Origin of the sequence: Idiomarina tyrosinivorans (assembly GCF_003987475.1) — a bacterium.
Classification (GTDB): Bacteria; Pseudomonadota; Gammaproteobacteria; order Enterobacterales; family Alteromonadaceae; genus Idiomarina; species Idiomarina tyrosinivorans.
Map to the genome: position 1 here is coordinate 99,291 of NZ_PIQH01000005.1, position 20,664 is coordinate 119,954.

Consider the following 20,664-nt stretch of genomic DNA (forward strand, 5'->3'; position numbering starts at 1 on the left):
CCGGTTATTTTATTATTATTGAGTATGTGCAAAGCTAACTTGCTGTTATTCAGCGTAAAAGTCGCTTCTTGCATTAGTGACGCCAAACAACTGCGTTTGACGCTCTAACATTTGCCCGCCATCTCGCGTTAATGGCGTCCAACCAATGGTGCCGTACCCGCGGGTGTAATCACGCTGGAACAAATCCAACGGAATGCTGATGTAAAAACCTTTAGTGAAGCTACCTTCACCATATTCGCTAGCAGATACGTTAGTTTTGGCCGCATAAGCGCCCACAATCACACCGCTATCGAATTGCTTAGAAACGTTTAATTGTACGCCTTCATCACCGGCAAGAAAACGCCCTAAAGCCAGTTGCACCGTGGTTTTTTCTAAAAATTTCGGTTGCCAATAACCGGTTAAATGGCCAGTCACCACATGGTAGTCGCGGAAGCCGGTATAGCTTTCAAAGCTACGTTGCTTAGCCCAGTTCACATCTACTCCCACGGCCCAGTTTTCCATTAGCGGACGGTACATCCACTCCGTTCCTGCACCACCGAACATTCGCTCAAAATAACCACCGTACACCGATGCATACCAATCCTGCGATAATTGCTTCACATAAGTTGCTTGTAGGTGTGCTAACCAAACATCAGAGAAGGTCACATATTCGCGAACATAGGTTCTTACTCGCGGTAGAGACGCTTCGTAATTATCAACTAAATAGTTAAACTCGTCGTAGTTGGTTAATAGGTTTACTCCTATTCGACCATCAACATAGAGGTTTGGTTGCAGTAACCACCCCATATCAATTTGTGCTAATAGCTGGTAAGCATAAAAGTTTTCGGGTCCCCCGAACGACTGGTCGAGCCTAGGGCGGATGCCAAAATTCGGCCATTTAATGGTATGGGGGTGGTCAAATAATACCTGGCTGTCGTCCATCGACGGGACTTCTTGTTGTTGGTAAGCGTCTTCTGCGACGGTGGTAAGATCTGATTTAAACCACGCTTGCTTGGTAGTTTGGGCATCCACTTGGTAACTTGATAGCTCGGCTCCTAAACTGGTTTCTACAAACTCATACTGCTCTACAGAGTTCGGTAGTTCGCCAGCCAACACTCGGCTACCACGAATGAGTGCTTTATCTTTATCTCGGTATTTCCGCTGTGTGCCGTAAACCGCAACTTTTTTACCATTGTTGCTTGCGCGGACTTTCTGAATTGCCCAGCCCGCGTCTTGATATAACTGCTGCACTAATTGCTCAGTCGGTACTTGCTGCAACGACTGGGTTTTCGCCATTTTGGGTGGCTGGGGCGAGTCAGGTTTCTTAACTTGCGAGATGTCGTTAAAATTTGTACGAATACTAAAACCAAACATCAACGTGTTGCCGCGTTCATAACTTAGCTGCACGTTTACGTAGTCGTTAACGCGATAATGCAAACCATAGTTCCAAGGCGAATCCTGAATGATCGGTGTGCCCGACGGCTCGTCACTGTAATCGTTTCCGTCGTACTCGAGTTTCAACGTTAGTGGCTGCCATGGTGTTTGATATTCCACCCCACCAAAAAGCGCCGAGTTTCCACGGAACCATTCATCTACTTCAAAGCTACCGCCACGCCCTTTTGTTCCAGTTGGGCGGGTGCAGAATTTATCCGCTACTTGGCAAAATGGATTGCCAATACTGTCTCGTCTGCCCAAATAACCAAAACCCAGACCTAGAGTAAAATCTAAAGGCCCTACCCGCTTACTCGCAGCAATAAATTCACCGGAGAATTTGCCTGTGCCAGCTAGGTCGCGTAAACCGATACTGGTTTCTGGCAACCAGTACGATTCTTCCAACAAACGGAATTTCACATCTACGCCGCGATCTTTGTAGGTTTGATCGCCACTGAAACTTGGGTCCGAACTGTACAAGCGGGTGCGAATGTCGTTATAACGAATAACCGTTTCCAACCATGGAAAAAGCTGCAAACTTACCGACATACGGCGGTACTCTTGGTTATCGTAATACTGCAGGCTGAATTCCCCTTCGTCGGCATGGCGTGCTGATGGCATCTGCAACAGACCCACACCTCCCAAATCGTTAAGAGTAGGTTCAACGTTGCCGTAGGTCTGTTGAGCCAGTGCAGGGGCTGATTGTGCCGCCGCGAGCCCTGATACCGATATCAGCATCCATGCAAAATAACGTTTCATTTTGTACTCTCCGGACTTAGATAACGCAGCAACGCTATACTTTGCCGTTGTAGCTCGGCGGGCACATTATCAAACGGCCGATACAGTGCATTCCCCGTTGTTACCGATGCTGTCGGTTTACACTCGCGAGGTTCGCCCAAATGGCTAGCAAGTACTGTGTCAGTATTCCAGCAAAGCGCTTCTTGATTTCTATTATATAATGCCACAGGACGTTTCATTACGGTGCCGTCGGGACTAATTTGCCATAAATAATCACTCGTACCGTAACGCTTAGTACCAACAACCTGTTGCCACTCGTTATAGGTTTTTGCCAAGGTAGGTTGCACCATTCCTAATTGCTGACCCGCGCCAGCAAGATAAGCTCGCTGTGGCACTACGGTGCTGAATACCGGCAGTTGCAGCACAAAATGTTTCTCGTCTCGCGGATTTAATACAGGATTGCTATCTAATGTAAGTCGTGCGGCATAGGGCGATAAATTGAGTCGGTAGCTGGCGAACAGCGGCCAGTTCTTCACATGCCGCGCCAGTGTAGTTGCTTGCGAAGTGTCTTGCTGTTGAAGGGCACGGACCACTGCCGCTCGGTGCTGTTCCAGTTTTCGCGAGGCATTTTCTCCGCCCAGCCTAGCGAGCGGCCAGTAGACATTATTGTAGCGTTGCGGGAATTCCGTTCTTAAGCGGTTGTATATGGTGCTCAATCGAACAGGCTTGGCAAAATATAGCATTGTGGAATCGTCAGAATCGCCTAACCAACGCACCTCGACGGTTATTGCGGCGCTGTCACTCGCCACGGCGTCTGTTGTCGGTTCGACTTGCGCTTGTTCGGCGGTTGCGGCTGGTTGTAAATCCTTTTGGTAGGGCTTCGCTTCTACCAAACGAATATTGGGAAAATTTGGCGCAGCCATTTGTTCGGACTTCACAACACGGTGAGTACCGACTTCGAGCCAATACGTGTTGGTCCATTGGTTAATGCTTTCGGGCCATTGCTGCGTGACATTCTCAATGATTTTTTGTGTTTGCAGTTTGCTACCATCCGGTGCAATCAATGGTTCCTGTTCTGCCCATTCAAAGTCAGAAATTAGTGTATATAACTGCGTATTTTCTGCGTCTCCACTGATCACTTGGCGCTGCCACTGGTGCAAACATTTTTTTGTTAACGAACCTCGCAAACAGCGAAGCGGGTCATTTGCCAAGTTTGAGGTAAAGTGGATATTGGCGGGTAGACGGCTAGTTTGTACCACTCTGCCGTAGTCCGTTTGTAACGACTCGTGCTCGCCAGACAACCACTGGTAACGTGCGCCATCGTCATACCCCAAACCTAACAAGGCTTGTGGCTGCTCGCTTCCAAGTCGAACGTACTGCGCTGCATATTTCAAGTCGTCTAACTGTTGCTTTGATAAAACGATGTCGGGGGGGCCGTCGATGGCATAAGTAACCATGTCGCGCATGGCCTGATAGCGACTACCGCAACTACTGAGCAATAAACAAAGCCCTAACGCTATAACAAATTTTCTTGCAACAGGCAGATGCATGCTGGTCCTTTTAGTGTCTGCACGTCAGAAATATCAAGCCTTGCACAATAACACAGGCACCTTTTTTTGAGTAGGGGATATGTGACAAAAAGACATAAAAAAAGCCGCTGAAATCAGCGGCTTTTCAACACCTTTACTACTCACTTAGTTAGTACCAGTAGTAGTACCTGGGTTAGTTGGTTCTGTTGGTTCAGTTGGATCAACTGTAGGATCTGCGTCACCAGTAGTTGAAGCAGTAATAGCAACTGCTGCTGCTGCAACACCAAAAGTGACTGCACCAACAGACATGCCGCCGATGCCTGAACCGCCAGCAGAACCAGCGTCTTGCGCCATTGCAGGAGCTGAAGCTAACGCTGCAGCTGCGAACAAAGCAGATAATGTTTTCATATTTTTACTCCAAATCATCCTTTATTTTCGATTGGCCAATCTACCGATTCCTCGGTGGATTACCTTGAAAGATAACAAATTCGCAGGTGAATGCAATAGGTTTGTAAAAATATTTAACCGACTGATTTCCTTGCATTCCTAAACATTCGCATCCACGCTGAGTCTTCACCCCAGGTATCTGGGTGCCAACTGTTCGACACCGTGCGGAACACCCGCTCCGGATGCGGCATCATTGCCGTTACTCGGCCATCTTCGCTGGTTACTGCAGTAATACCCGCTGGCGAGCCATTGGGGTTCGCCGGATATTGCTCTGCTACCTTGCCCCAGTTATCGATGTAACGCACTGCTACTTGGCTATTCTGCTCCAATGCCTGCTGTTGCTGTGCGTTAGCAAACTGCGCACGGCCTTCGCCATGGCTTACTGCAATTGGCATTCTTGAGCCCGCCATGCCGTCAAAGAACAACGAGTTTGTGCGTTGTACTTCGACCAAGCTAAAACGCGCTTCGAAACGTTCGGAACGGTTGGTCACAAATTTTGGCCAGTTCTCGGTGCCTGGAATTAATGCCTTAAGGGTCGATAGCATTTGGCAACCGTTGCACACGCCTAAGCTGAAGGTGTCACGGTTGTTGAAGAAGGCTTCAAACTGTTCCCGCGCCCGTGGGTTAAATAGAATAGACTTCGCCCAACCTTCACCCGCGCCGAGCACGTCGCCGTAGGAGAAACCGCCACACGCCGCTAAACCTTGGAAGCCTTCTAGCTTTTTCCGCCCCGAGAGGATGTCGCTCATGTGTACATCCACGGTTTCGAAACCCGCACGATCGAATGCGGCGGCCATTTCATAATGTGAGTTCACGCCCTGTTCACGCAAAATCGCCACTTTGGGCATTGTGCCCTTAGCAATATATGGCGCAGCCACGTCTTCGTTCACGTCGAAGGTGAGCTTGGTCGACAGGCCAGGATCATCTTGGCGTTGCTTGTTACGGAATTCCTCGTCTGCACACACAGGGTTATCGCGCAAACGCTGCATTTGGTCCGTGGTCTCCGCCCAAACCGCACGGTAATACCCTCGTTCGTTTTCCAATACCACCTTACCGTTGCGGGTAAAGCTGATGGTATCGCTGTTATTCAAGCTACCAATTTGGTGCACCGCTGCGCCTAAGTTTGCACGGCGAAAAGCCTCCAACACTTCGGTTAATTGCTCATCAGCGACTTGAATAACAGCCCCGGCTTCTTCGCTAAACAGCACGGCTAAATCATCGTCACCTAGCGCAGCAATATCAATGTCCACTCCACAATGGCCAGCAAATGCCATTTCGACCACGGTGGTAAAAAGTCCACCGTCTGAACGGTCGTGATACGCCAATAACTTTTGTTCGGTATTGAGGTACTGGATGGTTTCAAAGAACGCCCGCAAGCTCTCGGCATTGTCGATGTCAGCCACCTCGCTACCCAACTGGCGGTAGACCTGTGCCAAACAAGATGCGCCTAAACGGTTCTTGCCTTGGCCTAAATCGATCAACAATAAATGGCTGTCGCCTTTATCGGTACGCAGTTGAGGCGTTAAGGTTTTGCGTACGTCTTGGACCGGTGCAAACGCGGTTATCACCAAGCTTAATGGCGCGGTTACGGCTTTGTCTTCGCCGTGCTCTTGCCATTGGGTTTTCATCGACATCGAGTCTTTACCCACAGGGATAGTAATCCCCAATGCCGGGCAAAGCTCTTCACCAACGGCTTTGACGGCTTCATATAAGCCCGCATCTTCGCCCGGGTGCCCAGCTGCTGCCATCCAGTTCGCCGATAACTTCACCCGTTGCAGCGATTCAATGTCTGCTGCGGCTAAGTTAGTTAATGCTTCCGCCACTGCCATCCGAGCCGATGCTGCGTGGTTGAGCAACGCGCTTGGTGTGCGTTCACCCATCGCCATCGCTTCGCCGTGGTAAGAGTCGTAGCTCGACGCGGTCACCGCCACATCTGCCACCGGAATCTGCCACGGCCCGACCATTTGGTCGCGTGCCACAAGCCCAGTCACGCTGCGGTCGCCAATGGTAATTAAGAAGGTTTTTTCGGCGATGGTCGGCAACCGTAATAGCCGCTCTGCAGCATCTTCTACGCTAATGCCGTGACGCTGTAACGCCTTACCTTGCGCTTGCAAGCGGCTGACATCGCGGTGCATTTTCGGTGGCTTACCTAGCAGTACGTCTAACGGTAAATCAATTGGCTGGTTCTTAAACACGCCATCGTTAAGGGTTAGGTGTTCTGCTTCGGTGGCTTCACCGATTACTGCGTACGGTGCGCGCTCACGCTGGCAAATGGCATCGAATTGCTCAAGATTTTCTGGCGCTACCGCCAACACATAGCGCTCTTGCGATTCGTTACACCAGATTTCTAACGGCGTCATGCCCGGTTCGTCGTTAGGAATGTCGCGCAAGTTAAAAATACCGCCACGGCCGCCATCGCTTACGAGCTCTGGCATGGCATTCGACAAACCGCCCGCGCCGACATCGTGGATAAAGGCAATCGGGTTCGCTGTACCTAGCTGCCAGCAACGGTCGATCACTTCTTGGCAGCGCCGTTCAATTTCTGGGTTGTCGCGCTGTACCGAGGCAAAATCGAGGTCTTCTGCAGATTCGCCAGACGCCATTGATGATGCCGCACCGCCGCCTAGGCCAATGTTCATGGCTGGACCGCCGAGCACGATGAGTTTGGCGCCAACCGGAATTTCGCCTTTTTGTACGTGTTGCTCGCTGATATTTCCCATACCGCCAGCAATCATGATGGGTTTGTGGTAGCCGCGTATTTCTTCGCCATTGTGGCTAGTCACCCGTTCTTCATAGGTGCGGAAGTAACCGGTGAGTGCTGGGCGACCAAATTCGTTGTTAAACGCCGCCCCGCCTAATGGGCCATCCAACATGATGTCTAAGGCGGTGACAATGCGCTCCGGTTTACCGAAGTCTTCTTCCCACGGTTGTTCAAACCCTGGAATGCGCAAATTCGATACACTAAAACCGACCAAGCCCGCTTTTGGTTTAGAGCCACGGCCTGTTGCACCCTCATCACGGATCTCGCCACCGGAACCGGTTGCCGCGCCAGGATAAGGCGAAATAGCGGTTGGGTGGTTGTGGGTTTCCACTTTCATCAAAATGTGGACGGCTTCGTGGTTATACTGGTAGTTATGGCTTTCCGGGTGCGGATAAAAGCGCCCAGCTTCGTAACCTTCCATCACCGCGGCGTTATCTTTATATGCCGATAACACATGTTCTGGGGCTTTTTCGAAGGTGTTTTTGATCATTTTAAACAGCGACTTCGGCTGTTGTTCGCCATCGATGGTCCAGTCGGCGTTAAAAATCTTGTGTCGGCAATGCTCTGAGTTTGCCTGCGCAAACATGTACAGCTCAATGTCGTTGGGGTTACGCTGCAGTTTTTTGAAGTTTTCGACGAGGTAATCAATTTCATCATCGGCCAACGCGAGCCCTAAGCTGCTGTTAGCTTGCTCAAGCGCGGCTTTGCCTTCGCCCAAGATATCAACACTGTTGAGCGGCTGCGGCTGTTGGCTACGGAATAGCTGTTTCGCGTCTTGTTCGTCGTACAACACGCTTTCTGTCATCCGGTCATGTAACAGCTTTGCGGCTTGTTTCACCTCGGCAGCGGACAAGTCGCCTTGCAAGAAGTAGGCTACGCCGCGTTCGATACGGTGAATATTGGTCAGCCCGCAGTTGTGCGCGATGTCAGTGGCTTTAGAGGCCCACGGCGAGATGGTGCCAATGCGCGGAACCACCAATACCAAGCGCCCTTCAGGGTCGTGCCCAGGTAGTTCCGGGCCGTAGGTTAGTAGTTGCGCTAATACCTCTTGCTGGGCTGCGGTTAAATCGTCATGCAGGTCTACCAGGTGGCGGTATTCGGCATATAAGCCAGTGACAGGGATATCGTGCTTTTGAAGCAGTTCGAGGTTCTTGGCAATACGGAAAGCTGAAAGCGCTGGTGCGCCGCGCAGGATGTTCACATTACGCTCCGGATGTTTCGTCAAATACGGCGAAAATTTGCGCGAAGATTATACCCCAAAGCCACCATGCGTTGCTACCCCCGCGCCGCAGCGTATCGCAATGCCGTAGCCTGTTGCTATGCCGTAGCCTGTTGCTATTGCAACAGGTCGAAGATGCTCTATGCCCTGCCGCGATAGCGGCAGGCTACGGCACAGGTCATGCTCGATCGAATCCCTGCCGCGATAGCGGCAGGCTATCCACCCCCGTAGCCTGTTGCTATTGCAACAGGTTCGCAAATGAACCCTCCGATATCGGGGATTCCCTGCCGCGATAGCGGCAGGCTACCCACCCCCGTAGCCTGTTGCTATTGCAACAGGTTCGCAAATGAACCCTCCGGTATCGGGGAATCCCTGCCGCGATAGCGGCAGGCTACCCACCCCCGTAGCCTGTTGCTATTGCAACAGGTTCGCAAATGAACCCTCCGGTATCGGGGAATCCCTGCCGCGATAGCGGCAGGCTACGATGGTTCAGGGTTTGCGGATGTCGGTGTAGGCGAAGCTGGCGGTGACTTGTTTTTGTAGGAATTCGAGTAGCACCATGCAGCGGCTTTCGCCGTCTAGGCCAACGATTTTGGCACTGAGACCAGCGAATGGGCCTTGTTCAATTTCTACGGTGTCACCGACCTTGGGTGCGAAATCATCACGCTCTGTGGTCGTCGCTTTTAGCTGCTGCACCCAACTGTCAGGAATTGTAGGGGTATGATCGCCAAAGCGAACCAAGCTTGCGACACCAAAGGTATTTTTAATTTTGTAAAACTGCTCATCAAAATTTGGCAGTTGCACAAATAAATAGCCTGGAAACATCGGCTCTAACACCACCTTACGCTTTCCACGCTGGACTCGTTGTTGCGATAGCTTCGGCAAAAATGCTTCCATGCCTTGGTGTTCAAGGTTAGCGAGTGCTCGCTGCTCCTGTTTAGGTTTGGTCTTTACGACAAACCACTCTTCCATGATTTAACTACTCCGTGGTGAGGCGTGGTGGGCAAAAGGTAAACGCGGGAAGCCATATTTTTGCGTCAGCCGAAACCACTTTTGCCGACGTTCAACCACTCTCCGACGTCTACGGCTCAGAACGGCGCGACGAACATTGTCATTTGCGCGCTTTTTCTTGAAACCTCTCATATCGCCCTCCGCTAAAAGCCCACAAAAATAGTAGCATAAAACCCTCGCTTACCACAGGGATCACTGAAGCCTGTTGCTATGTCGTAGCCTGTTGCTATTGCAACAGGGCGCAGATGATCTATTCTCTGCCGCAATAGCGGCAGGCTACGGTATTGTTAACGGCGGGCGCGGAAGAAGCGGCGGAGGATGTCCGCGCTTTGGTCGGCTAGGATGCCGCTGGTAACGTCGACTTTGTGGTTCATACTGCTGTGGTTTAGCACTTCTATGGCTGTGCCGGTGGCGCCTGTACGCGGGTCGGTGGCGGCGTAGTATAAATGCTTTATCCGCGCGTGGGTGATAAGCCCGGCGCACATCGCGCAAGGCTCTAGGGTTACGTAGAGGTCACAATCGACCAGACGGTAATTGCCCAAGCGCTTGCCTGCATCGCGAATGGCTTGCGCCTCGGCGTGGGCGGAAGGGTCATTTAAGGTGATCACTTGGTTAAACCCTTCACCGATAATTTGCCCATCTTTTACCACGACCGCACCCACTGGCACTTCGTCGGCTTGCTCTGCTTGCGCAGCCAGCTCTAGCGCGCGCTGCATAAAACGTTGTTGCTGTTGCTCAGCGTCCATTTACGGTATTTGCCCTTGTTCATCTAACCACTTCAGGGTGTCGTAGAAACGGCGAATATTGCCTACATAGCGCACCGGTTCGTCGCCTCGGGCAAAGCCAAATTCGGTTTGGCGGTAGAATTTTTTCTGCCGTAACAATGGCAAACGCTGTTTTACATCTAACCACCGGTCTGGGTTTCCGCCTTGTTTTTCGGTTAATATGCGCGCATCTTCCAAGTGGCCAAAGCCAATATTGTATGCCGCTAAAGCAAACCAGACGCGGTCCGGTTCCGGAATCCGTGCGGGAATACGCGTAAGCATTTGCTCTAAATAGCGGGCACCACCGCGAATGCTTTGTTCAGGATTGAGGCGGCTGCGAACTCCCATCGCCTTGGCCGTGGGCAGGGTTAGCATCATCATTCCACGCACCCCGGTTGGCGAAATCGCGCGCGGGTTCCAGAGCGACTCTTGATATGAAATCGCTGCCAGTAAACGCCAGTCTAACGAACCTGAATGCTGGCGAAACATTTCTACGTAATCTGGCAGACGTTCTTTAACCGCGTCAATAAATAGCCGTGTTGTAACGTAGTTGAACTGCCGCACATGACCAAAATGCTGGTCCACAATGTATGCCAAGCGACCACTGCTACGCAGTTCACCGAAGAATTCCAGCACCGCGCTGTAGAGCGAGTCATCGTTTCCTGGCGGCAACGCCCAAGCAACACTTTGATCATCACGCACGGTAAACGCCACGCTCAATCCGGGGTAGAACCGGCGTTGCACATCTAAGGTATTGGAATCGGCGATGGTATAGGCAATTTCTTCGTCCATGACCATGCGTAGCAATTCGTTGGCATCATGTTCGTTAGTGGCTCGCCATTGTAGATCGGGGAAGCGTTGCCCTAAGCTTTTTAAAAATTCGTGGTGCGAACTGTCTTTCACTACCACTATCTCGCCGTCATCCACTTGTTGCCAGTCACGCGGGCGCTCACGCGAGCCCTGCTTAAATACCAGTTTTTGGCTGATAATTTGGTACGGTGGGCCAAAGCGGTAGATCGTATCGCGCTTCTTGGTGCGGTCTAATCCAGCCGCCAACAAATCCACTTCGCCTTTTTTTAGCAACGCGAACAAGTCGTCAACGTTATAGCGCGGCACCATTTTTAGCTCTACCCCTAGTCGGGCGGCAAAGCGCTTGGCAAGGTCATATTCAAAGCCGTCTTCGTTGTCATGGTTAAGGTAGTAGCTGGTCGGGTTCATCAAGGTGCCGACTCGCAAAACCTGCCGCTCACGCACCTTAGTCAGCGCGTCAGGCTCTCGTTGTGGGGTACAAGCCGCCATCAGCACCAACAAAAAAACCGCAGTTATCCAACGAGTTAGCGAACCTAACGCCATGAATTAACATCCTTAACCATCATAAAATCATTCTACCACCGAGAAAGCGATTTAACCACAGAGGGCACTGAGGACACAGAGAAAGCGATTTAACCACAGAGGACACAGAGGACACAGAGAGGTTGGGGAAACTTACGTGTTAAGCGGCAGTTATTGACTGGCGGCTTTCTGTGCATGGATTAGGTTTGCTGTTTAGTTGAACGATGGGGAAAGTAATGGTGGATGAACTAACTCACGAAGTAATAGGCGCGGCGATTGAGGTCCATAAAAATCTTGGCCCAGGGTTATTGGAATCCACTTATCATGGATGTTTGGCTTTTGAGCTCCAAGAGCGTGGACTTTGTATTCAAACAGAGGTGCCAGTGCCTGTTATATACAAGGGCTTTCGCCTTAACTTCGGCTTTCGAATTGATCTATTGGTTGAGGACTCGCTTATTGTCGAGCTTAAATCGGTAAGTTCATTACTCCCAGTTCATCTAGCACAGGTCATCACCTACCTAAAACTCTCTCACCTAAAGCGCGGTCTGTTAATCAACTTCAATGAAACCCGACTAAAGAACGGCATAAAACGCGTTGCATATTAACACCATAGAGGGATCTACCACAGAGGGATCTACCACAGAGAACACAGAGGACACAGAGGGATTGATTGCTGGAGCTTTTTTGCTGTGAAGCTCCGAATTTTAGCGCATATCATCATCCCCGCGCATTTGCGTTCAGTTCGTTTGACTGCGACTGAGCTGGAGAAAGCCGACAAGCTCTCAGACAGCATCAACAACGAAAAAGCCTGCAACAATAATTATGTTTTCTCTGTGTCCTCTGTGTTCTCTGTGGTAGATCCCTCTGTGTCCTCTGTGGTAGATCCCCAGTGATTCACAGCACGGCGCCGGTGAAGGCGAAGGCGATGGTGGTTAGGATGCCGGCGATGAGTGCGTATGGTAGCTGGGTGCGAACGTGGTCGATGTGTTCGCAGCCGGATGCCATGGAGGCGATGATGGTGGTGTCGGAAATTGGCGAGGCGTGGTCGCCGAAAATACCACCGGAGATCGCCGCAGCAATGAATGGCGCGGGTGGTAGGCCGAGTGATATCGCTAGCGGAATGGCTAACGGTAGCATGATGGCGAAGGTGCCCCAGCTCGAGCCTATTGAGAACCCGGTGAGCGCTGAGAGCAAGAAAATGAGCGGCAATAGCAGCCAACTGGCGACCGATTGATCGAGTACTGAAGCAAGGAACTCGCCAGTGCCAAGGGCGTCGGTAAGGTTACCCAAGGTGATCGACAGCCACAGAATGATAGCGAGCGGCAAAATATTCCAGGCACCTTTGAGGGCATGAGCAAATACCCGGGCCATGGATGTTGGTTGGGTAAGCAGCGTGCCGATAATGGCGATGGCTAGCGCCAAGAAAATCGCCACGAATACGCTAAAGGTGCCGTCGCCTTCTACCATTACGCCGTTGCCGGTGACCATTAGCATTATTGGCACGGCGGCAATTAGCGACAGCAAGCTAATAAAGACCACTGAGGTGCCAGAGCGGAGTGAAGACTTACCTTCGCGGGTGGGCTGTTCAGCAGCAAATTGGTTCTTTGAGGCTGTTTGTGGTTGTGCGGCCTGTTCAAAATGCTTCATCGGGCCGATGTTCCAGTTGAACAGCGCGACAAACAGCGCCAGCAGTACCGCAAAAATGGCGTAAAAGTTAAACGCAATCGATTGAATGAATACCCACAGCGGTTGCTCAACCCCTTGGTTACTGATCAAGCTCAGGTTAAATGCCCCCCACGCGTTGAGTGGGATAAGAATACATATCGGGGCGCAGGTTGAATCGACGAGGTAAGCGAGTTTTTCGCGCGAAATACCCAAGCGGTCGTAGAGCGGGCGCGAGGTGGTGCCGGCTATCATGATGGTCACATTCGATTCAATAAACACAATAACGCCAAGTAGCCAAGTAAGCAGACGCGCTTTGCGTGGGCTTTCGACCAGTTGCTTGCGTTCGAGGGTGGCGACGAATTGGTTAAACGTGCCGCCTCTTTCCAACACGCCGAATAGTGCGCCTATTCCGAGAGTAAATGCCCAGATAAGTAGGTTATTTGGCTTTATTAGGGTATCCCAAGCGCTGGCTATGGTGCCGCTGAACATGTCTAGCGGTGAGGGCCAGAACAACACAATATTGGCTAATACAATACCGCCCACCAAAGCGAGTAACACTCTACGTGTAGCAATAGCAAAAATGATCGCGAGGATGGAGGGGAGTAAGCTAAGCCAGGCGTTGTCCATAGGTTCGACGTTTTTATAAAAATGAAGCGTCGATAATAACTTAGCCCCCATCGCAAAGAAAGGGGCTAGTGGTTATGCCTTATGCCTTTGTGCCGTAGCCTGCCGCTGTGCGGCAGGGATTAGATCGAGCCTGACCTGTTGCGATAGCAACAGGCTACGGGGTGGGTAGCCTGCCGCTGTGCGGCAGGGATTCCCCGATACCGGAGGGTTCATCTGTGACCTGTGCCGTAGCCTGCCGCTGTGCGGCAGGGATTAGATCGAGCCTGACCTGTTGCGATAGCAACAGGCTACGGGGTGGGTAGCCTGCCGCTGTGCGGCAGGGATTCCCCGATACCGGGGGGTTCATCTGTGAACCTGTTGCGATAGCAACAGGCTACAGCATAGCAACAGGCTACGTTCTTAGAACTTGTATTCTACGCCTAGGCGGACTTCCCATAGCGATGGGCCAGTTTCGCGCGATTGGGCGCGTGGTTCGATGTAACGGTTGAACACGTATTGGTTCTGGTCGTTAGTCACCACTTCAGCAATCGGTTGGAACTGCGGGAAGCCTGCTTGGTACAGCACACCCCAGTCGCTATTCAGCAAGTTACCAACGTTCTCGATAACAAAGAACGCACTGGCTTTATGATTATCTGAGAATGCCGGTAGCTCTTGCTCTACGCGGATATCCACTTTCGTCCACCACTTGCTATAGAACTCGTTCCGAGGTGCTGTGCCGCCAGCGTACTGGTCTAACCCTGAGCTCTTTAAGAATGCAAAGAAAGCCTCTTGGTTAAAACCATCAGCGAATACGACATTTGGATCGTCTGCGCCTGTTGGGATGTAGGCTAACTGACGACCATCGGTAATATCCCCATAGATGCTATCGATGTCACCATCCTCTGCAAAGGTATAGCTGAACGGACGACCTTTATTGCGCTGCGCAAACAAGCTGAACGTCGTGGTGTAATCACTAAAAAAGTCATGCTTGTAAGTCGTACGGAAGGTGAAGCGATGCGGAATTTCATAATTCGACGTCGCCGCTTGCGGATTTTGAATATCATCCGTTGCATACAATGTGTAGTTTGAGTATGCCACCGAACTGGTCATTGGATTCACATCCTCTGACTCGGTGTAAGCGTAAGCCAGTGACCAGCTTAAGCCGAAATCGTAAGATTTACTGACCGAGGTCGATACCGATAGTGCGGTTGTGGTGTCATTCGCATTGGTCAGCATCAAATCTTCACTGCGACCGGCTTCTTTCTCACCATAAATCGGGCGACCGTCAGCGAATTCACCGACTTTTTCAACCGCGATATTTGAAATTACCGCTTCGTTCATACGGCGGGTATACATTAAGTCGGCCATCCAGATGTAGCCACTATCAAAGGTATAAGTACCGCCCAGCGCATATTTCCATTCTTTTGGAATTTCAAAGTTTGGATCTAACACATTCACTGCACTATCGCCGTCGGCATTCGCGACTGCATCGTAAAGCGACTGTGGTGGATTATAAATTGGGCGGTCACCGCCCGCTAATTCGATATTAAACAAATCCACATCGTAGGCACGGACCTGAGCCTGTGAAATGCCATTCTGCTGGTAGTTGTTCGCTAGCCATACATTCGGGTTACCCCCTGAGTACAGGCCAACACCGCCACGCAATTCTAACTGTGGCGTCACCAGCCAGTTAACTCCTAAGCGCGGCTGCAACAGCCCTTTACCATCAAGATTTTGCGCATTGCTAAAGCCATAACGGTCGATAAATTTCTGGTTCTCCGTGGGGAGGTCTGAGCTGGTATACCAGTCATAACGCAAACCGAACGTTAGGGTCATATCCATTGGTGCGTAGTAGTACTCATCCTGCAAGTACGCAGTGTTGATTTCGTAGCTAAACTCGCCTGCTGCGTCGTCTGGGTCATTCGTACCCGCGCCGCTGCCATAATAAACCACGTCTGGCATACCGTTACGAAACTCTTCGATGCTGCCAAAGCGATACTCACCCACTGCATGCTGAACAAATTTGTTGAAAACGTTGTATTCTTCACGCTCGAAACCGCCAAATAAAACGTGGTCACCCATAAAATAGGTACCCGCAACTTTAAAGAAGGTGGTGTCGTACTTCAGTTTGTTAGCTTGGCGAGAATCATCGGAACCCAAGTAGATGGTCGCATCAGAAAAATTGCCGTCGTTCTCGGCGTCGAAAGACGTATCAATTTGCACTTCACCGAAATCTTTCGGACCGCGGGTAACTTGCGAGTTATCGAGCTCGGAATAACCTACTCGTACCTCTGTCGAGAAACGGTCGGTCCAGTCAGAAAATAACTGACCCACATAAGAACGCAGTGTTGCTCCGCGGTCGTAATAGTGGTTTGAGAACTCGTACTCGTCATTATCGCCATCCGATTCAGTCAACGACGAACCTTTGTTGTAGTTGTAGGTAAACGCCGCACGGTGCTTATCGGTAATAAACCAATCTAATTTGGCTAAGAATTTTTCGTCTTCGACCGGTGATGAAGCAATTGGCGAACCCGGCTCATAACCGTAAACATCGCGAGCAATCTGGGCGATTTCATCTAACTGCGCTTGGCTAACACCAGCAACTGGGGTGCCCGCAGAACCATCGGCTGGGCCACGAGTGAAGTTACTCACGCCTTCAAATTTCTCGTAAGAACCAAAGAAGAAGAGTTTGTCTTCTAACAACGCTCCACCGACAGTAAAACCATAGCGCTTCTCGGTGTAGTTACCGTTATCGATATCGGTATCTTCGATTTTATCACCACGAAGTGCATCACTGGTGAAGTCGTAAAATACGGAACCAGACCACTCATTCGAACCCGACTTGGTCACTGCGTTGATGTTACATGCAGTAAAACCGCCGTATTTCACATCGAATGGTGCAAATTCTACCGATACTTGTTCAATCGCATCGAACGAGAACGGCATCCGCTCTGTCGGATAACCATTTGAGTTCAGACCGAAGTTGTCGTTTAAGCGCACACCATCAACCGTTAAGCTATTGAAGCGAGGGTTAGCGCCCACACACTGCACACCGTTCCCGTAACTTTCGTCCACGTAGACCCGCGGATCGATTCGCACGATGTCTTTGAGATCGCGGTTAATGGCTGGCATATCTTGCAAATCTTCTAGGTTGAAGTTTGCTGCTGGACTTTTACTGCCATATAACGAGTTGCTCATCGCTGTACCCGTTACATCGATGGTTTCCATGTTTTGTTGCGTTAGGCTAACGTTCACCGACTCGGAGTCACCCAGCGTAAGAAAAACATTGTTGATAGTTTGCGCACGCCCGTCTGGTCCTACAACTTTTAAAGTATAAGGGCCACCGACTGGCAAACCGCGCAAAGAAAAACCGCCTTGCGCATTCGATTGTAAGGTTTTTACCGAGCCCGTGCGGGTATCGGTTAGCGTAATAGTCGCGTTAGCAACTACTTCGCCAGACTCAGCGCGAACGACGCCGCGCAAGCTAGAAGACGTTTCTTGAGCATAAGCGGCCGTTGACACACCAATAGCAAGAGCGACTGCTGCGGCGATGCGGTTGACCTTAGAATTGAACATCATGGTTTGATTCCTGAATGTTGTAGTTTGTTGAACGATGCTGTTTTAGCGAATACTTGTGACAATTTTGTGAACAGTAAAAAGAACTTTTTGTGACAACCGCAGTACGACTTTCGCTAAAGCTTGGTCATATTTTAGTCACACTTTTTTGTCTTAGGCAAAAAAAAAGCTCCCAGTGTTTGGGAGCTTTTTGAATAGTTTGTTGCGTTGCTTAGAACTGGTAACGCACACCCAATTTAACTGACCAAGATGATGCACTGATCTCGTACTCATCCCAGTTGTTTTGTGGGTAACCGTTAAATAGACGGTCGATTTGGTACTTGCCATCAGCAGACAGACCACCGAAATCATAAAGGTCTAACTGCGGGTAACCCAAACGCTTCTCAACACCCCAATCGCTGTTGATCAGGTTCGCTAAGTTGTTGATGGTGAAATAAATCTCACCGTGTTGGCCGTCAGCAAAGCCTGGGATTTCTTGTTGAACGCTCAGATCAAGGCGCGTTACCCAAGGTTGCGTACCGGTATTGCGGTCTATGATAGAACCGCTTGGCGTAATACCAAATTTGTCTAATACACGGCTTAGCTCTTCCCAGCTTACTGAGTTATCCCAGTCTACATTCGCGTCATCAGGACCTGATGGGATGTATGCTAGGTAAGCAGACTGGCTGTAGAAACCGCCTTGCACGCTATCACCGAAGTCACCATCTTTATACATGCTCATAGTGTAGCTAAATGGACGACCTGAGTGACGTGAGTAGAACAAGTTGATATTGGTTTTGTAACCATCAATAAATTCTTGCTCGTAGCCTAAGGTTAACTTGAAGCTGTGCTCAATTTCGTAGTCGCTTCGTGCCGCGAAAGGCATGTTACGGCTTTTGATTACGTAGTGCTTGTAGTTACTTTCCGCCTGAGAAGAAGAACCCGAGGTGGCTTTTTCAACATCTTGGTGAGTGTAGCTAGCAGTCATGCTGAAGCCGTTATCCCACTTTTTCGCCAAAGACTGCGTAAAGATAAAGCTGCGACCACTGTCTTCTGCGTTGCTCATCATGATGTCAAAGTTACCTTCAAGTTCACCATTATAGATAGACTCGTAGATAACACGCTCGCCGTCAGCAGCAGTACCCACTGGCTCGATTGCGGTGTTTAACCATACCGGCTCGTCTTGCTCTTTAATATAAAGCAATGACGTTGTCGCGCGGAAGTCGTCACCCAACATAGGAATGTCGAAGCTGTAATCCGCCGCTACCTGAGCGCGCCAGTCGCTCGGCAATTCGAAGTTTGGATCGGTGTAGTTAGTGCTACCGTTACCCTGTACTAACGAATCCTTGATTGCTTGTGGTACACGAGTGAAATCCGCTGGTTCACTGGTATTCGCAAAGTAATCATTGATGTCGTCTGGTGTCGCAGCTACTAGCGTCAAACCGTCTTTGGTGAACGGGTTGCTGTACCATACGTTAGGCACGCCACCGTAAAAACGGCCAACACCACCACGTAAGGTTATGTCTTCGTTCAAGTAGTACTTGAAGCTAACGCGCGGCATGATGATGTCTAAACCATCCAAGTTTTCTTGGTTGCTGAAACCATAAGTATCCACAAAGTTTTGATTCAGTGCAGGCTTGTCGTCTGAACTCAAACGCTCATAGCGTAAACCGGCAGTGATTTCCAAATCCATGGTTGGGAAGAAGGTGTCTTCTGCGTACAACGCCAACGTGTTGCGTACTGCATCATAGGCAGCATCTTCAGGGTTGTTGGTGTAAGCATTCTGATACCAGAAGTCATAGGTACCGTTGTAGTTACCCACTTCACGGTTCTCAAAGCCCTCGAAGCTATCGAATTCCCAACGGCCTAAGCTATCTGGAACGAACTTGTTGTATAAACGCAGACGCTCATACTCCGCACCAAAACCGATTTCATGCTCACCCAGCAAGTAGGTCGCATCGAAGTTAAAGGTTAAGTTTTGGTTTTTCACTTTGTTGGCGTGGCGATATTGGTCTGTACCGAACTGGTAAGAAGGACCACGGTAGAATTCTTCAACAGTTACTGAACCAAAGTCAGAGTTAGTGATTGAATCACTCACTACGTCTTTGAAGGTAATGCCCATTTCAGTGATGAAGTTAGAAGACCAGTCACTGTACAAACGTGCACTCAAGTTGCTCATGCGCGTGTGGTAGTCGTAGATTGCAGAGTTCAGTACTACAGTGTTACCGCCACTCGAATGGCCACGCATGTCAGAGTTATCTTGCCACTGGTAAGTGAAGTCTAAACGGTGGTCATCGTTGATGTTCCAGCTTAGTTTAGTCAACCACTTACGGTCTTTATCTTCTGGCGCGCCAGGCAACGAATCTTGAATACCATAAGTGTCGTTCAAAATGCGTAAGAATTCATCGAAGTTCTCGCGCGTGGTGTAGAATTCGTTACTCGCACCACTACCGCTGAAACCGTAGTTGTAATCAAGCGTACTGTTCCATTCTTCGTAGTTAGTAAAGAAGAACAGCGTGTCTTCGATGATAGGTCCGCTTAGCGATAAACCGAAGGTTGAGGTTTTCAAGATCGGCTCGACATCAGCCGTTTCGTACTCAGCGAAACCTTGGTCGTTACCTGATGAACCCGTAGTACGGTTAAGGCGCTTAGACTCGCCTTTCATGCTTGGGTTAGAGAATTCGTAGAACACTTCGCCTTCGAATTCGTTAGTACCCGTTTTGGTTACCGCATTAATAGTACCGCCAGAGAAGTCACCTTTTTTGCTAGAGAAAGGTGCTACGTCGACAGAGATTTGCTCGATGGCACTCAATGAGATAGGTGGTTGCTGCGTCGGGTAACCGCCGTAGTTCAAACCGAAGTCATCGTTCTGGCCAATGCCGTCTACAGTGATGCTGTTTGAACGCGGGTTGCCGCCGGCAATGCTCATTTCGCCGTTACCACGAATAGTGACTAACGGGTTGATACGCGCGATGTCTTTCAAGTCGCGGTTGATGCTTGGCATGTTATCGATGGTTTCTTCACCGAAGTTGCTGTTAGCACCGCCACTTTCAAGTACTAAAGCAGTACCTTTAACAACAATACGCTCAACATCTTGAGAAGCTTTCAATTGGTTGTTAACGCGCAAGGTTTCACCCAACGCCAAGTAAAGGTTTTCTAGTTCTGCGTCTTGGAACTTATCAGAATCGATAACGACTTTGTAAGGACCACCGACACGCAAACCCTTGGCAGTAAAGCTACCATCGGCACGAGTAACGAATTCGCTAACTGTACCAGTAGGCTCATGGATGATAGTGATCTTGGTGTTGGCCGCAGGGTTGCCCTGAGGTCCGGTGATCACACCGCGCATGGCTGATGAAGTTTCTTGAGCCATTACGCTGGTAGACATACCAATTGCTAACGCAATGGCAGCCGAAACGCGGCTCACTTTGCCGTTGAATTTCATTGAGTTTTCCCTGATGTTGAGTTTAACGGACGAAAAAAAACTGCTTTGAATTGCTCAATACTGCTCGAGCTTATGCTGATTTGCGCTATTAAAACGCGAACATGTGACGAAACAATGACACGAAGAGGGGAAAGTAAGTTTTTTATGAAAAACAACGGGATAGACAGAACGCTAACGGGCTT

At 50.1% G+C, this 20,664-nt stretch carries 11 protein-coding genes; 1 reads left to right on the forward strand and 10 read right to left on the reverse strand.

The genetic code is table 11. The features are described 5' to 3' along the window. Positions 1-45 precede the first annotated feature (45 nt). The 7 genes from CWI84_RS06490 to mltF all read right to left on the reverse strand — a co-directional run bounded on the left by CWI84_RS06490 (position 46) and on the right by mltF (position 11,232). On the reverse strand, positions 46-2,169 hold the full coding sequence (locus CWI84_RS06490; protein ID WP_126841774.1) for a YjbH domain-containing protein: 2,124 nt from the start codon (positions 2,167-2,169) through the stop codon (positions 46-48). Continuing rightward, positions 2,166-3,698, reverse strand: coding sequence for a YjbF family lipoprotein (locus CWI84_RS06495; RefSeq protein WP_126841775.1), 1,533 nt, complete (start codon positions 3,696-3,698; stop codon positions 2,166-2,168). Before CWI84_RS06495 ends, CWI84_RS06490 begins: the two co-directional genes overlap by 4 nt. A gap of 144 nt (positions 3,699-3,842) precedes the next feature. Next, positions 3,843-4,085 (reverse strand): hypothetical protein, encoded by a 243-nt coding sequence (locus CWI84_RS06500; protein ID WP_126841776.1) that lies wholly within the window; start codon positions 4,083-4,085, stop codon positions 3,843-3,845. A gap of 113 nt (positions 4,086-4,198) precedes the next feature. Continuing rightward, positions 4,199-8,086, reverse strand: a complete 3,888-nt coding sequence (purL, locus tag CWI84_RS06505) for a phosphoribosylformylglycinamidine synthase (RefSeq protein WP_126841777.1) — start codon at positions 8,084-8,086, stop codon at positions 4,199-4,201. 507 nt (positions 8,087-8,593) lie between these two features. Then, positions 8,594-9,076: a transcription/translation regulatory transformer protein RfaH gene (rfaH, locus tag CWI84_RS06510; RefSeq protein ID WP_126841778.1), complete on the reverse strand. Its 483-nt coding sequence runs from the start codon at positions 9,074-9,076 to the stop codon at positions 8,594-8,596. 326 nt (positions 9,077-9,402) lie between these two features. Beyond that, positions 9,403-9,861, reverse strand: coding sequence for a tRNA adenosine(34) deaminase TadA (gene tadA, locus CWI84_RS06515; protein WP_126841779.1), 459 nt, complete (start codon positions 9,859-9,861; stop codon positions 9,403-9,405). Beyond that, positions 9,862-11,232, reverse strand: a complete 1,371-nt coding sequence (gene mltF, locus CWI84_RS06520; RefSeq protein ID WP_126841780.1) for a membrane-bound lytic murein transglycosylase MltF — start codon at positions 11,230-11,232, stop codon at positions 9,862-9,864. A 215-nt stretch (positions 11,233-11,447) separates the two neighbouring features. Here mltF and CWI84_RS06525 point away from each other — a divergent pair, with 215 nt between their 5' ends. Continuing rightward, complete coding sequence (locus CWI84_RS06525) at positions 11,448-11,816, forward strand: GxxExxY protein (RefSeq protein ID WP_241968747.1); 369 nt, start codon at positions 11,448-11,450, stop codon at positions 11,814-11,816. Between the two features lie 289 nt (positions 11,817-12,105). Here CWI84_RS06525 and CWI84_RS06530 read toward each other — a convergent pair whose 3' ends face one another. The 3 genes from CWI84_RS06530 to CWI84_RS06540 form a co-directional block, all read right to left on the reverse strand. Next, on the reverse strand, positions 12,106-13,503 hold the full coding sequence (locus CWI84_RS06530; RefSeq protein WP_126841782.1) for a Na+/H+ antiporter NhaC family protein: 1,398 nt from the start codon (positions 13,501-13,503) through the stop codon (positions 12,106-12,108). 399 nt (positions 13,504-13,902) lie between these two features. Continuing rightward, complete coding sequence (locus CWI84_RS06535; RefSeq protein ID WP_198674488.1) at positions 13,903-17,061, reverse strand: TonB-dependent receptor; 3,159 nt, start codon at positions 17,059-17,061, stop codon at positions 13,903-13,905. Between the two features lie 208 nt (positions 17,062-17,269). Next, on the reverse strand, positions 17,270-20,482 hold the full coding sequence (locus tag CWI84_RS06540; RefSeq protein WP_126841783.1) for a TonB-dependent receptor: 3,213 nt from the start codon (positions 20,480-20,482) through the stop codon (positions 17,270-17,272). Between the last annotated feature and the right edge of the window lie 182 nt (positions 20,483-20,664).